Source organism: Gracilibacillus halophilus YIM-C55.5 (assembly GCF_000359605.1).
GTDB lineage: Bacteria > Bacillota > Bacilli > Bacillales > Amphibacillaceae > Gracilibacillus > Gracilibacillus halophilus.
Genome location: NZ_APML01000016.1, coordinates 106,150 through 120,972 on the forward strand (window position 1 = coordinate 106,150; position 14,823 = coordinate 120,972).

The 14,823-nt window shown below is 39.3% G+C and carries 12 protein-coding genes and 1 pseudogene; 7 read left to right on the top strand and 6 right to left on the bottom strand.

Annotated features, from left to right (window positions below; genetic code table 11):
* Positions 1-110: 110 nt before the first annotated feature.
* The 3 genes from helD to J416_RS04030 form a co-directional block, all read right to left on the bottom strand.
* Positions 111-2,480, bottom strand: coding sequence for an RNA polymerase recycling motor HelD (gene helD / locus J416_RS04020; RefSeq protein ID WP_003465339.1), 2,370 nt, complete (start codon positions 2,478-2,480; stop codon positions 111-113).
* 125 nt (positions 2,481-2,605) lie between these two features.
* On the bottom strand, positions 2,606-4,429 hold the full coding sequence (locus J416_RS04025; RefSeq protein WP_003465340.1) for an ABC transporter ATP-binding protein: 1,824 nt from the start codon (positions 4,427-4,429) through the stop codon (positions 2,606-2,608).
* Positions 4,429-6,141 carry an ABC transporter ATP-binding protein gene (locus J416_RS04030; RefSeq protein WP_003465341.1) on the bottom strand — a complete coding sequence of 571 codons (1,713 nt, stop codon included), beginning with the start codon at positions 6,139-6,141 and terminating at the stop codon, positions 4,429-4,431. Before J416_RS04030 ends, J416_RS04025 begins: the two co-directional genes overlap by 1 nt.
* A 210-nt stretch (positions 6,142-6,351) precedes the next feature.
* Here J416_RS04030 and J416_RS04035 point away from each other — a divergent pair.
* From J416_RS04035 to phnE (J416_RS04050), 4 genes and pseudogenes are all read left to right on the top strand, one after another.
* A pseudogene (locus J416_RS04035) lies at positions 6,352-7,238 on the top strand (phosphate/phosphite/phosphonate ABC transporter substrate-binding protein).
* 65 nt (positions 7,239-7,303) lie between these two features.
* Positions 7,304-8,080 (top strand): phosphonate ABC transporter ATP-binding protein, encoded by a 777-nt coding sequence (gene phnC / locus J416_RS04040; RefSeq protein ID WP_003465346.1) that lies wholly within the window; start codon positions 7,304-7,306, stop codon positions 8,078-8,080.
* Positions 8,073-8,873 (top strand): phosphonate ABC transporter, permease protein PhnE, encoded by an 801-nt coding sequence (gene phnE / locus J416_RS04045; RefSeq protein WP_003465348.1) that lies wholly within the window; start codon positions 8,073-8,075, stop codon positions 8,871-8,873. The genes phnC and phnE (J416_RS04045) overlap by 8 nt, the downstream gene beginning before the upstream one ends.
* Positions 8,873-9,679 carry a phosphonate ABC transporter, permease protein PhnE gene (gene phnE, locus J416_RS04050; protein WP_003465350.1) on the top strand — a complete coding sequence of 269 codons (807 nt, stop codon included), beginning with the start codon at positions 8,873-8,875 and terminating at the stop codon, positions 9,677-9,679. Before phnE (J416_RS04045) ends, phnE (J416_RS04050) begins: the two co-directional genes overlap by 1 nt.
* A gap of 120 nt (positions 9,680-9,799) precedes the next feature.
* Here phnE (J416_RS04050) and J416_RS04055 read toward each other — a convergent pair whose 3' ends face one another.
* From J416_RS04055 to J416_RS04065, 3 genes are all read right to left on the bottom strand, one after another.
* A complete protein-coding gene (locus tag J416_RS04055) occupies positions 9,800-10,813 on the bottom strand; it encodes an NADP-dependent oxidoreductase (RefSeq protein WP_003465353.1) in 1,014 nt (337 codons plus the stop codon).
* Positions 10,814-10,930: 117 nt separating this feature from the next.
* Positions 10,931-11,833, bottom strand: coding sequence for a DUF1002 domain-containing protein (locus J416_RS04060; protein WP_003465356.1), 903 nt, complete (start codon positions 11,831-11,833; stop codon positions 10,931-10,933).
* A gap of 202 nt (positions 11,834-12,035) precedes the next feature.
* The gene (locus J416_RS04065) at positions 12,036-12,413 is read right to left on the bottom strand and encodes a RidA family protein (protein WP_003465357.1); all 378 of its coding nucleotides are present in this window, start codon (positions 12,411-12,413) and stop codon (positions 12,036-12,038) included.
* A gap of 100 nt (positions 12,414-12,513) precedes the next feature.
* Here J416_RS04065 and J416_RS04070 point away from each other — a divergent pair, with 100 nt between their 5' ends.
* The 3 genes from J416_RS04070 to bioB all read left to right on the top strand — a co-directional run bounded on the left by J416_RS04070 (position 12,514) and on the right by bioB (position 14,725).
* A complete protein-coding gene (locus J416_RS04070; protein ID WP_003465359.1) occupies positions 12,514-12,915 on the top strand; it encodes a secondary thiamine-phosphate synthase enzyme YjbQ in 402 nt (133 codons plus the stop codon).
* A gap of 211 nt (positions 12,916-13,126) precedes the next feature.
* Entirely contained in the window at positions 13,127-13,708 is a 582-nt protein-coding gene (locus tag J416_RS04075; protein ID WP_003465360.1) for a biotin transporter BioY, read from the top strand.
* 12 nt (positions 13,709-13,720) lie between these two features.
* Complete coding sequence (bioB, locus tag J416_RS04080; protein ID WP_003465363.1) at positions 13,721-14,725, top strand: biotin synthase BioB; 1,005 nt, start codon at positions 13,721-13,723, stop codon at positions 14,723-14,725.
* Positions 14,726-14,823: the final 98 nt, after the last annotated feature.

A 14,823-nucleotide genomic window follows, 5' to 3' on the forward strand; every position in this document is an offset into this window, starting at 1 on the left:
CTTTACTATGATTCTCCACCATTTTCCCACATCTCACGGCAAGATCAAAATAAAATGCTTGAACCGTTTTCATTTAAATCATCCTTCTACATAAAAAAAGAGTAGTGCTATTATTCACTACTCTTAACTGGAATCTCATGCATTTTGTAATGTCTGTATAAATCATTTGGTATATCATCGACAAAATGTGACGGCGTACCGATTGAGAATAGTGCCAAATCATGCATCGCTCGCGTACATGCTGTATAAAATAAATTCCGCTCTAACTCATGTTGGTAATTCTCTCTTGATGCATTAAATAAAATGACAGCATCAAATTCAATACCTTTTGCTAAATAAACTGGAATCACCACAACGCCTTTTCCAAAGGTATGAGCACTCTCAGACATCAATTCTACGTTAACTGAGTCCGATAAATATTGATGAATTAATCGGCATTCTTTTATTGTTTTTCCGATAATAGCAATGGTTTCATGCCCTTGTTCTTGATAATGATTGATTTGTTCAATCACCTTTTCCTTCGCCATTTCTGGTTGTTCAACTTCCATCACAATCGGCAAATTGCCCTCTCTTTCAAACGGCTGAATCAAGTCTCCATCTGGCATCATCGATTTTGTGAATTCGACAATCGGACGGGTCGAGCGATAACTTCTTGTTAACACAATCCGTTCATGCTCATCTGGTAACTGATCAGATAAAATCGTTTCTTCTGCTACCGAGTGAGCATAAATGCCTTGATTGATATCTCCTAGCATGGTAAAACGACTAACTGGATACATCTTCTTCATCAGTTCAAATTGCATAGGTGTATAATCTTGCGCTTCATCTATAAATACATGTTGGATGGTTCGTTGTGCATCAAACCCTAACAAACTTTTCTCAAAATAAATGTAGGCTGGGGCATCTTCCCATGTGAGATATTTTTGCGCTAAATATTCATCCGTCATTTGACTGATCTCTTGCCAACGGTCTGGCATTTCAACTGCCAGGTCTTGATGAATGCGTTGCGAAAATAATTGACGGTACGTTTTTAATACATCAACAAATGCCAATTGTTTCACTTTTGCTCGCAATGGACGCAAACGCCAATTCACAACCCGTTTTCGCAATAACGCTTCTTCACGTTCATAGTCATGGAAAGTATCTTCAGAAAAGTCATGTTCTTCTTGTAATGTATGATAAACATCCATATAATCTGCTTTATCTAACAGTTCGGTTTCTTCTAATACCCAATCCTTCTCTCGTTCCACTTTCTCTAATTTCTTTAATTGATATAAAATCCAATTCGAGACTTGTTCTAAGCGGTCAGGAATCGATAATGTCCGTTCCGTTTTATAAAAATATTGAGCAATCGCTTTTTTCGGTATAATCATTTGCCCTCGAAATGTGATGCCACGGAAGGAAATGCCGCTTTCTGCTAATTGATCAAGATACTGATCAATCATCTGCTGAAACGAAAAGCTTGCTTTATAATGCATCGCTTGTTCTCGTAAGCTGTCCTTTTCTGAACGATTTTGCTGTAAGTAGAATTCCATTTGTTCAAAAGGAGTTTCAAGCTGAAATTGTTCACTCAGCTGACTATCAAGAAACTGATAAAATGTCATTTGTTGCATATTGTCTTCCCCAAGATCAGGTAAAACGGTTGAGACATAACTATTAAACAACGGATTCGGTGAAAATAAAACCATTTGTTCTGATGTCAGTGTCTCACGATAGCGATACAGCAAATAAGCGACACGTTGTAATGCCGCTGATGTTTTTCCACTACCAGCAACCCCTTGTACCATCAGCACTTTATGCTTTTCATTACGAATGATCCGGTTTTGCTCACGTTGAATCGTTGCGACAATACTTTTCATCTTCGTGCTCGCTTGATTACCTAGCACGGACTGCAATAAGTGATCACCTATCGTTAAACCGGTGTCGAACATTCCTTTCAATTCTCCATCACGAATCAAATATTGTCGTTTCACGTTTATTTCCCCGGAAATATTTCCTTGTACGGTGTCATAATTTGCTGGTCCAGGTGGAAAATCATAGTACATACTCGCAATGGGGGCTCTCCAGTCGTATACTAAGAAATGTTCATCATTTTCATCCATGACAGAGGCTAACCCGATATAAATTTGTTGCTCAGTATCTTCTCCATCCTGCTGAAAATCAATTCGTCCAAAATACGGCGAATGTTTTAGCTTATCAAGCGTTTCGAGTTGCTCACTTGCTTTTCCGTGGCTCCGCTCTCTTTCTGACAAAAACTCTTGTTGTTGTTTAATACTCGCTTCTGTCTCGATCCGATCATCTAATTCTTCTATATTAACCGTGACATCATCCCAAAATTCGCGCCGAATATCAAGTACATTGTCCTTTAATTGGGACACGCGGGATCGTAGTATGTTTATTTTGCGTTTAATCTCATCAACAACAAGATGAACACGATTCTTTTCCTCCTGCCATTCTCTATCTTGATTTTCTTCTGTCACGGTAACCACCTCCATACTGTTGTTTCAGTCAGCTGTTTTCTGCAAAATTGTTATTACGTTTACGAAAACAGTGTTCCATTATTATATTCCATTGTATAAACATTATCGACCCGTTGTAAAAGTTTTTACTCAAACATCATTTGTTGCGTCGTGAGCAAATGTCGATAATAGCCATTTCTTTGTACGAGTTCAGTATGTGTGCCTTGTTCGATGATCTCACCATTACGTAACATGAGGATTTGATCAGCATTTTGAATAGTATGTAGACGGTGGGCTATAACAAAACTCGTACGCCCTTTCATCAATCGACCGAGCGCTTCATTAATCTTCATCTCAGTGATCGTATCTATACTGCTTGTTGCTTCATCCAAAATCAAAATCGCTGGATCAGCCAACACGGCTCGTGCTATAGCAAGTAATTGTCTTTGCCCCTGACTAATGCCCTGACCATTGCCTTCTAATAATGTATCATATTGATGCGGCAACTGCTCAATAAATGCATGTGCGTTGGCCAGTTGTGCAGCTTCTTCAACTTGCTGATCGCTCGCATCTATATTGCCGTAACGAATATTTTCTCGTATCGTCGTTTCAAACAAATAGGCATCTTGCAACACCATGCCTAATTGTTTGCGAATCGTTTGTTTTTGAATCGTAGATGTATCAACACCGTCAATGAAAATCTCACCTTGGTCTGCTTCATAAAACTGTGCAAGCAAAGAAACAATCGTTGTTTTTCCAGCTCCGGTTGGGCCAACAATAGCGACCATCTCTCCAGATTGTACGTGAAATGATACTCGATTGAGCACCTTTTCTTCTTCAGTATATGAAAAAGATACTTCTTGGAAACGGACATCGCCCTTCATTTCACCTAGCCATTCTTTTCGCTGATCGATGACTTCTTCCTTCTCTTGATCCATTATTTGAAATACTCTTTCAGCGCCAGCTATTGCTGAGAGTATCGTATTAAATTGATTGGCAATATCATTTAATGGTCGAGTGAACTGCCTAGCATAAGTCGTAAAAGTGACAATCACACCAATCGATACTGTACTAGCATTCGTCGCAATCGCCAGCCATCCGCCAATTCCCACAATAATCGCAAAGCTGAAATTATTTAGCGTATTCATCACCTTAGGAATAAACCCTGAATATACTTGCGCCCAGTATCCTACTTTTTGTAGCCTACGATTATGCTGGGCAAATGTATCGATCATTCGCTGTTCTTGATGAAACAATTTAACCATAGCGTGACCAGACAAGCTTTCTTCTATAAACCCGTTCATCTCTCCCAGTTCTTTTTGTTGCTCTTTAAAGTAGACTCTTGTCCGCTTCGTAATCCATTTCATCCCAAAATACATTAAAGGGACAATGGTGAGCGTCATCCATGTTAATAACGGACTTAACCAAAACATGACACATAACGTTCCTATGAGTGTTAACAAACTGGTAGACAACTGAATCACCGCTGTATTTAACGTGCGGCTAACATTTTCAATATCGTTCGTTAATCGACTCATGACATCACCGCTTTGGGTGCGTTCAAATTGGATGACGGGAAGATCGAGTACGTGAGAAAATGAGTCTTTTCGCATCCGATATACGGTTTGTTGGGCGATACCAATCATCCAATAATTTTGCAACGCAAGCGTTATCGAATGAAATAGAAAGACGAATGCTAACATCCATAGAATCGTTGTGAAATGGATGGATGACACTTCACCTGTTATCGTATCGACCGCTATCCCGATTAAGTAGGGACCAAGCAACGCAAGTATGGAGCTAAGGAACACGAAGAAAAGAACGAGAAGGAATCGTTTTTGATTCGATTCCATATATCCCCAAATTCGACGTAACGTTCCAGTAACATTTTTCACTTTTGGCGATTTTTCCATCGGCGGATGATGACGCGATGTTTGAATCGAAGGTCGTTGTTTTTTGGAGTCCACCATTACTTGCCACCTTCTTTCTGTTGGGAGCGCCATATGGCTTGATATAATGGATTCGACTGTAATAATTCGGTATGGTTACCTTTTCCAACTAACTTACCGTTCTCAATCAAAAGAATCATATCTGCGTCCATGATCGAACTTACCTTTTGCGATACAATAAATGTTGTGCACGCGCGTTGACGAATCGCTTGTAACACGTTCTTCTCTGTATCGGCATCTAATGCACTCGTACTATCATCTAAAAGTAAAATACTGGGGTGACCTGCTAATGCACGAGCGATAGACAAACGCTGCTTTTGCCCACCTGATAAGTTCACCCCGCGTTGACCGACAAATGTGTCATATTGATCCGATAAAGACTCGATAAAATCATGTAATTGCGCTTCTTTGGCAACTTGAATCATTTGTTCTTCAGATAAATGTTCATTTCCCCAAGCAATATTTTCACGGATTGTCCCCGAAAACAAAAACCCTTCTTGCGGAACTAAAGTGACATGGCGCCGAATATCGTTTCCCCAATCTTCAATGGACGTACCATCGATTTGAATCGTTCCATTCGTCGGAGAATATAAATAAGGCACTAAATGTAATAAAGACGTTTTTCCAGCCCCTGTTTCTCCTAAAATACCAACCTTTTGACCAGGGCGAACGTCAAAGGATACCTTCTCAAGAGCAAATGAATTCGCATGGGGATATTGAACATCAACTTCAGAAAATGTAACAGCCCCTTGTAAACGTCCCTGAATCGACTTAAATGTCGCATCATCATCGGGGTGAGCAGAAATAACTTCGTCGATGCGACCCGCTGATGCCCGACCTCTAGACAGATTCATTATTAAAAAGGAAAAAACACCAAACGAAGCAAGGATTCTCGTTGCATAATTCAGAATAGCAACCAACTCACCTGCTTGATGGGCGCCTGTTTCTAATTGGATCGCACCAAACCACAGCAATCCAATAATGGCCCCGTTCATCACCAAATGCACAATAGGCATCACAATTTCCATGACCCATAGTGCTTTCTTGTTCACATTCATGACATCTGTGTTCACTTGAATAAAACGTTTCTTTTCAAATCCGATTCGATGAAATACCTTTACAAGTTTTATCGCTAAAAGATTTTCCCGAATGATATGATTCAATCGATCCATTTTTTCTTGCACAAAGCGAAAAAGCCGCATTCCTTTTAGCATAAAAAAAATCATAATGATAAATAAAACCGGAACCGTAGACAATAAAATGAACGCTAGCGGTATATTAATTGTAAAAGAAATAACAATCCCAAATATGATAAATAAGGGCGCACGAAGCATAATTCGCATAAAGGCAAATAATAGTCCCTGCACTTGTGTTACATCATTCGTCAGTCGCGTTAACAAGGTGGATGTGGCAAATTGCTGAATTTTCATCACAGAAAACATTTGAATATTACGAAACATATCTTGCCGCATATCATGTCCGACGCCTTGACTAACCTGAGCCGCAAAAAATGAACTAGCGATCCCCGCTGCAAAAGCAAAGAGCGTCATACCGAGTAAAATAGCGCCATATCCATAGATCACTGACATATCTTCTGCAACAATACCTTCATCAACGATTTTTGACATGATCACAGGTTGAACCAATTCTACGATTAATTCAATCACCATTAAAGAAATCGCGATTACCATCGACTTTTGATATATATTTGCATATCGAAAAACATTTCGCATTACGTTTCCTCCATGATCGGTCCTTCTCTCATTATACCGAATGTAAGAAGCCTACTCCATAAAAAATCAATGATTCTTCAATACAATGTAAAAAAGTTTAATAGAATGATAAAATTGTTATCTTTTGGTAAATTGTCTAGCTTTTTAACATTAATCGATAGATAATAGGCTTGTCTAAAAAAATTGTTTTTCTTAGGGGGAAATGGAAACATGAAAAAAATTGCTATCATTATGTTCACTGTTGCTACTTTTATGCTAATTGCTGGTTGTAGCAGTAGTGGGAATTCGAGTGAAAAATTAGTCATGGGATTTGTCCCATCGCAAGACTCAGACACGATTGCAGATACCGTCGAACCATTAGCAGAAAAATTATCAGAGGAGCTTGGCGTCGAAGTGCAAGGTGAAGTCATGACGAGTTATACAGCATTAGTCGAAGCCATGGGAACAAACGAAATACAAATCGGATTCATCCCAGCTTTCGCTTATGTACTCGCCAATGATAAGCATGATGTTGAAGTTATTCTAAAATCTGAACGATATGGCAGTGGTTCATACAAAGCACAATATCTTGTCCGTTCTGACTCCGGAATCGAAAGTTTAGAAGATTTAGAAGGAACAACGTGGGCTTATGGGGATCCAACTTCGACAAGTGGCTATCTATTCCCAGCTGCACAAATTATGGATGAATTTGGTGTTGAAAATCCAGAAACCGAATTTTTTGCTAATTCCATCCAAACTGGTGGTCATGATAACTCCGCTATCGAAGTATATAACGGTGAAGCTGATGTTGCCACAACATTTGATGACGTCAGAACAGAGTTGGAAGAAGAATACCCTGACATTATGGAAAAATTGGATGTTTTAACTTATACAGATGAAATACCAAATGATACGATTTCTGTCACGAGCGAACTGGACGATGAAATGGTGCAGAACATTAAAGAAACGTTTTTAAGCTTTAATGATGATGAAGAAATGATTCAAATCATGAATGATGTGTACAGCTGGGACGCATTATTGAAGCAGAAGACAGTGAATACGATGTTGTCCGCAGTACGTATGAAAAATTTGAAGACACCATTTCACTTGATGAATAACAAATAATAACAGGAGAGAGTTTATTCTCTCCTGTGTTTCCATGACACCAGAAAGGAGAAAGCACATGATTGAATTCAAAGATGTATCACTTGTTTATCCGAATGGCACCGAGGGACTCAAGCAAGTAAATGTACATATTCAAGAAGGTGAATTTGTCGTCATCGTCGGTTTATCAGGAGCTGGTAAATCCACGCTCATTCGCAGTATAAATCGCTTAGTCACACCAACTAAAGGTGAACTGATAGTGGATGGTGACGATGTATTACAACTCAATAATAAACAGTTACGCACACTACGCACAAAAGTCGGAATGATTTTTCAAAGCTATAATTTAGTCAGACGTTCTACCGTGATGAAAAATGTTATGGCCGGACGATTAGGATACACTGGCACTTGGAAAAGCATCTTTCATTTATTTTCCAATGAGGATAAACGGTTAGCCTACGAGAATTTACAACGAGTCAATATTGAAGATAAATTATACAATCGCGCCGATGAGCTCAGTGGTGGTCAGCAACAACGTGTTAGTATCGCACGAGTCTTAGCCCAACAGCCAAAAGTGATGCTAGCTGATGAACCAGTCGCCAGTTTAGATCCACCGACTTCACATCAAGTCATGAAATATTTAAAACAAATTAACGAAGAAGACAACATTACGACGATTGTCAATTTACATTTTATTGATATGGCGATGGAATATGCCGATCGTATTATTGGTATGCGCGATGGTGAAATTGTATTTGATGGACCTGTATCACAAGTTTCCGAACAAACATTTGAACAAATTTATGGACGAAGTATTCGTGATGAAGATATGCGAGGAGGAATGAAAGGTGCATAAATCAGCGTCTTTTACACCTGAAGGTTTATACCCTCGCAAAACAAAGCTGACCATTACGATTTCAATCGTTATCGTCAGTACTTTTTATTTGCTTAGCTCCATAATGACCGAATCATTTTTACTTGATCTTTTTATAAAAATGCCGAATGTCTTTGGGTTAATTGGTGAGTTTTTTCCGCCAGAGTGGAGTTATCTGGAAGAAATTTGGCCAAAGTTATTTGAAACGATACATATAGCGATTATCGCCACAACGGTTGCTGTCATCATAAGCATTCCTTTTTCACTCTTAACGGCCAATAATGTGACAACAAATCATTGGCTATACCAAGCGATGCGTTTTTTATTAAATATCATTCGTACCGTTCCCGATATTATCCTAGCTGTCGTCTTTGTCGGATTATTCGGGATTGGTGCTTTTTCGGGGATTATCGCGCTTATTGTATTTGCTGTTGGGATTTTAGTCAAATTAATGAGTGAAGTGATTGAATCGATAGACATGAATCCATCCGAGGCGATTCGTGCTTCTGGTGGTAATGGGTTACAAACCATTTATTTCGCGATCGTTCCGCAAGTATTGCCACAATTTATCTCATTTAGTCTTTATGTATTTGAATTAAATATACGTGCATCCCTTGTCTTGGGACTCGTTGGTGCTGGTGGGATTGGACAATTATTAAATAAAGAAATCAACTTTTTTAATTACCCAGCAGTTAGCACGATTGTCATCATCGTATTTGCTGTTGTCGTCATCATTGACTACATCAGCGGCAAACTGAGAGAGGGGCTTGTCTAATGACTGAAACAACCTTTACACTTCCGAAAAAACCGAATCAGAGAAAAGTACTGATCAAGCGAATGATCGTTTTGCTAGTTATTGTCATGATCTATTTTTGGACTTTTTCCAATATGACTATCAACTGGGGCGATATTTTTAGTATGCGAACCATCGAAAATATTGATCGCATTCTCCCCCAGTTTCTCCAGCCTGCATTCAGCGAAACACCTTCCATACTTGAAAAAATGGTCGAAACAGTGTTCATCGCTTACACAGGTTCTCTAGCTGCGGCTATCATTGCGGTACCCATTGCCTTTCTGGCAGCATCAAACATGGTAAAACATACATTCTGGAATCAATGCGGTATGTGGATACTAGGTGCGATCAGAGCATTTCCAGAAATCATTTTGGCCATCATTTTTGTCGCTGCGATTGGGCCGAATCCATTTGCTGGGGTACTAGCAATCGCTATCGGATCGACTGGTATGCTAGGGAAACTGTATGCCGAAATTATTGAATCGATTGATATGAATGTGATTGAAGCATTACAGGCGAGTGGTGCGAACAAAATGCAAATCTTCATTTATGGCATTTTACCACAAGTGTTACCAGAATTTTTGTCCTACGCGATCTACCGTTTTGAAATTGACGTGCGTGCCTCCTCTGTTCTTGGCATTGTCGGAGCTGGTGGTATCGGCATGTTAATCACTTTTGCATATATGAACCGAAATTGGGAAGAAGTTGGTATGATCCTTTTATCCATTATCATTACTGTCACAATTATTGATCAGATCTCTGGCTTTATACGCAGACGATTAGTATGACAACCATATCATCTATGACAAATAATTGGGACAAATAAAGATGATCCCCAATCGTTAGATTAGATCACTAACTGTTGGGGATCTGCTTAAAAAAACATGATCTTTTTTATTCTAAGATAATTACTGCTCTGCGATTTTCACTAAAAGTTTGCCGGTGTTATTGCCTTTGAATAAGTCAAGAAAGGCGTCGGGGATATTCTCAAATCCCTCTTTAATGGTTTCTTGATATTGCAACTTCCCTTGTTGTAACCATTGAGCTAATGCTTTTGATCCTTCAGGAAAACGATCGGCATAATCCCCTAAAGTAAAACCTTGCATGAGCGCACTTTTCTTAATCAATGTCGTTTGAATACGTGGTCCTATATCCTCACCTTCTAAATTATAACTGGATATTGCACCACAAACAGGGATACGAGCAAATTTATTAAGGTTTGCATGGACGGCGTCAGATATGTCTCCACCCACATTATCGAAATAGACATCTACACCATTCGGACAAGCTTTGGCGATATCATTTGCCAAATTGGTCGTTGTTTTATAATTGATCGTTGCATCGAATTGTAATTCATCACTTAAATATCGATTTTTCTCGTCAGACCCTGCAATGCCTACTACATACGCGCCTTTGATTTTTGCAATTTGACCGACGACGGACCCTACAGCTCCGGCAGCACCTGATATTACAACGGTTTCACCTTCTTTTGGTCGTCCGATATCAAGTAAGCCAAAATATGCAGTTAATCCCGTCATCCCTAAAATGCCTAAGTGCGTAGAAATGGGAGCAATCTCTTTATCTACTTTTCTTACTTCATCTTCACTCGCTGTGTAATGGGTCTGCCAGCCATATCCACCGATAACAATGTCACCTATCTCGAGTTGATTTGATTTGGACGCTATCACTTTACCGATGACGCCACCATCAATCACTGCATTTAATTCAAATGGTGCCACATAAGAAGGGGCATCAATCATTCTCCCACGCATATATGGATCAACCGATACATATAAGGTTTGAATGAGGACTTCTCCTTCCTCAGGTTGCTTTATATCTGCTTCTACAAATTGAAATGTATGTTCATCTGGTGTTCCTTTTGGTCGTTCCGCTAAAAGAATTTGTTGCTTTTTGTTATCCATTATGAACTCTCCCATTCAAAAGATTTTCACCTTAGTAAAAAATAACAAAAAATAACAACCATTCAAAACGAGATGCTCAGAACAAGCATGTTATTGTGGAATGACTCACACGCACCATTAATTAAATAATCCCCGAATCGAGTCCATAAGATTTGTAAAAAAACTTTTTACCTTTTCCCAGAAACCTTGTACGTCTTCACTTGTTACTTCATCCAATTTCCCTTGAATATCACTTAAAATACCATCCAGCTGATCAGCGACTTGTCCAAAATCAATATTTAAATTTCGCATTTTATCAAACAAATTCGTTAGCATCTCTTTTTGTTCCGGTGTTAATTCAATGTTGAGTTGACTTAATTGATCACTAACAATTTGCTCGACTTCTTCTTTCGTTGCGGGATTTTGATTCGAAATTTCTTTTTTAATTTCACTTAATAACTGGCTGACTTTTTCTTGATCGATACCTGCTTCTTCTGCCAGATTGGTTGCAACGTCTAATTCTTCATTCGCTACTTCCATACGATCTTGATCTAAAGATTCACCGTCCACATTAAACGCCTTATAAATCCCTGTTAAAGCGGAGTGACCTGTTACTTTGAGCGGAGAAGCGACTTCAACTTCAGCATTTTCAATCCCAGCTGTAAGTAATGCATTGGCATACATATCATTTGTCACTTCTGTAATGTTTTCAGCATTGACGATATTCACAACCAGTCCATGCCCTTCATTTTTTCGAGTAATTTTCGCTGATGAATACATACTCGAATTTGGATCACCGCCAATATAGTTTACGAGATCCTGTGCGGTGACTGTGTATTCTTCCACTTGATTCGGATCAGTGGCATCTAGCATGTCGCGTACTTCATCTTTCTGCGCCTCCGATAACGCTTCACCTAGTACGAGCTTCGGCTTTCCATTGCGCTCATCAATGACATCATTTCCTTGGCTCGCTAAAGCATTTGGAGCGATTGCTAGTCCAACAAAAAGCCATACTACCAATAAACTGATCAATTTTTTCATTGCTTTACTCCTTTTAAATGTATTCTTACTATACTATTATGCTAGAATTGCAAAATTATGGGGGCATTTCCCTCATTTATTTCTATCATTCCCATTCCTTATCTATTAAAACCTCATTGATAGCATGTATGCAGGTACGTAAACATACAAAAAAGCTTTTCGTGCTTATTTGTTAAGCCGAAAAGCCTTTTCTGTCCTCATATTATTTTTTGACAATAGCGTCCATTTCAACTTGTGCGCCTTTTGGTAACTTGCTCACTTCAACTGTAGCTCGTGCAGGATAAGGTTCCTGTAAGAATTTCGCATAAGCCTCATTAATCGTCGCGAAATCATCCATATTCGCAATATAAATCGTAAATTTAACCACATGGCCGAAGGTTAATCCCGCTTCAGTCAAAATGGCCTCTAAATTCGCCATCACTTGGTTTGTTTGCGCCACAATATCTCCTTCCACGATTTGCATTGATTCTGGATCAAGCGGGATTTGCCCTGAGATGTAAACAAAATCGCCTGCATCAATTGCTTGTGAATAAGGACCAATTGCTTGTGGTGCATTGTCCGTATGTATTGCTTTTGTCATCATGATCGCTTCCTTTCTACCTGTTTACACAAAATTTTAACATACATCCGATTTTTAGTAGAATAAAAATAGCATAAAATTTCAAAAAAGGATGATGAAGATGGAAAAAACGTTTCAAGTACGAACGAATCATCATGACCAAATCGTTGATATTACCTCTGAAGTAGCAAGTTTTCTAAGAGAGCAAAATGTTAGAGATGGATTGGTGATTGTCTCTTCACTACACACAACAGCTGGTATTACTGTGAATGAAAATGCCGACCCTGATGTCAAAACCGACTTTTTGCGTCGCCTTGAGGAAGTTTATCCGTGGGAACATCCCAAAGATCGACATATGGAAGGTAACACAGCGGCTCACTTAAAAGTAAGTACAGTAGGACATAACCAAACACTTGTTGTTTCCAATGGAAGTTTATTGCTCGGGACTTGGCAAGGCATATATTTTTGCGAATTTGATGGACCACGCCAACGAAAATTCCACGTAAAAATTATCGAAGGGTAAAGAACAAACGCACGGTGAATCGTAACTGATTTTCCGTGCGTTTTTTTAACGAATTGTCTCCCTTCTCCCTCCGTCTCCAGTTAACATTCAAGTATAAAATATTATTGTTAACATTGATTTTATTAAAGTTAACAATTATAATACGATTGTATTGTTAACTTATTTTATTTTACGTTAACATTATAATCTATTCAATCAAGGAGGATGTACTGTGAAATTACACACAAAAGACATTACGTTTGCTGCCATGTTCGCCGCTTTAATGGCCATTGGCGCAAATATCACATCGTTTATCGTGATTGGTGGTGTTCCGATTACGCTCACGACATTTTTCTGTATCTTAGCGGGACTTCTGTTAGGTAGCCGTTTGGGCGCTATTTCCATGATCGTTTACACATTAGTAGGATTTGCAGGAGCGCCAGTCTTCGCAAACTTTTCTGGGGGAATCATGGTCATTGCTAAACCAACATTCGGATTCATTTTATCTTATATCATTGTTGCTTATGTGACGGGCAAAATCGTTGAAAAGAAACCAACCCGCAACATATTTATTGCAGCCAGCCTCATCGGAATGGGCATCAATTATTTCGTCGGTACAAATTGGATGTATGTGGCCTATAAATATATTGTAGAGACACCGTTTGATTATTCCATTGTGTGGTCATGGATGCTCGCTCCATTGCCAAAAGATTTCATTTTATCCATATTCGCTGGTCTGCTTGCTTATCGAATGAAAGGAATTGTGACACAACCAAACACGACAGATGCAGTGAACACAAAACAAGTTAGCTAAGGAGGAAATCGTATGACGGCAATATCTTGGACTGATCTAGCCGAACGTGTCATACATGGTGACAATCTTTCCGATAAAGAAGCTTTGTCCATTTTACATTGTCCCGATGAACAGCTCTTACTCTTACTTCATGGTGCTTATCAAATACGGCACCATTATTATGGCAACAGAGTGAAATTAAACATGATTCTCAATGCAAAGTCAGGACTCTGCCCAGAAAATTGTGGTTACTGTGCTCAATCAGCTGTTGCTAAGACACCGACTGAAACCTACCGTATGGTTGATAAAGAAACATTACTAGAAGGCGCAAAACAAGCTGATCGGTTACGCGTCGGTACATATTGTATTGTCGCTAGTGGCAGAGGTCCAAGTCATCGTGAAGTGGACACCGTAACATCTGCAGTAGAGGAAATAAAACATCAATATGGGCTAAAAGTCTGCGCATGCTTAGGGATGTTAAAACCAGAGCAAGCCGATCAATTAAAACTAGCAGGTGTGGATCGCTATAATCATAATATAAATACATCAAGACAGCACCATCATCATATTACAACTACACATACTTATGATGATCGCGTAGAAACCGTTCAACACGCGAAAAATGCTGGTATATCGCCTTGCTCTGGTGTCATTATTGGTATGAAGGAAACAAAGGAAGATGTGATTCACATGGCACGAAGTTTAAAGGAGATCGATGCTGATTCCATTCCGATCAATTTCTTACATGCCATTGATGGCACGCCTCTGGAAGGAGTAGATGAGCTCGACCCGCGATACTGTTTAAAAGTGTTGGCGCTTTTCCGCTACATAAACCCTACAAAGGAGATTCGCATTGCGGGTGGACGGGAAGTTAACCTTCGTAGTCTTCAACCATTAGGACTTTATGCGGCCAATTCCATATTTGTCGGTGATTACTTGACGACGGCTGGACAAGAAAGTACAGTTGATCATCAAATCCTCGAAGACCTTGGCTTTGAGATCGATGATGTGCAAGCATCAGATAAAAACTCTGGCTAACGCTGCTAAGAGATCTCGAATGCCGTTCGAACGTTTAATGAAGACTGTCTTCGTAAACTTTGTTGTTTTAAGATGATTCGCTATCGGCGAATGCTTGC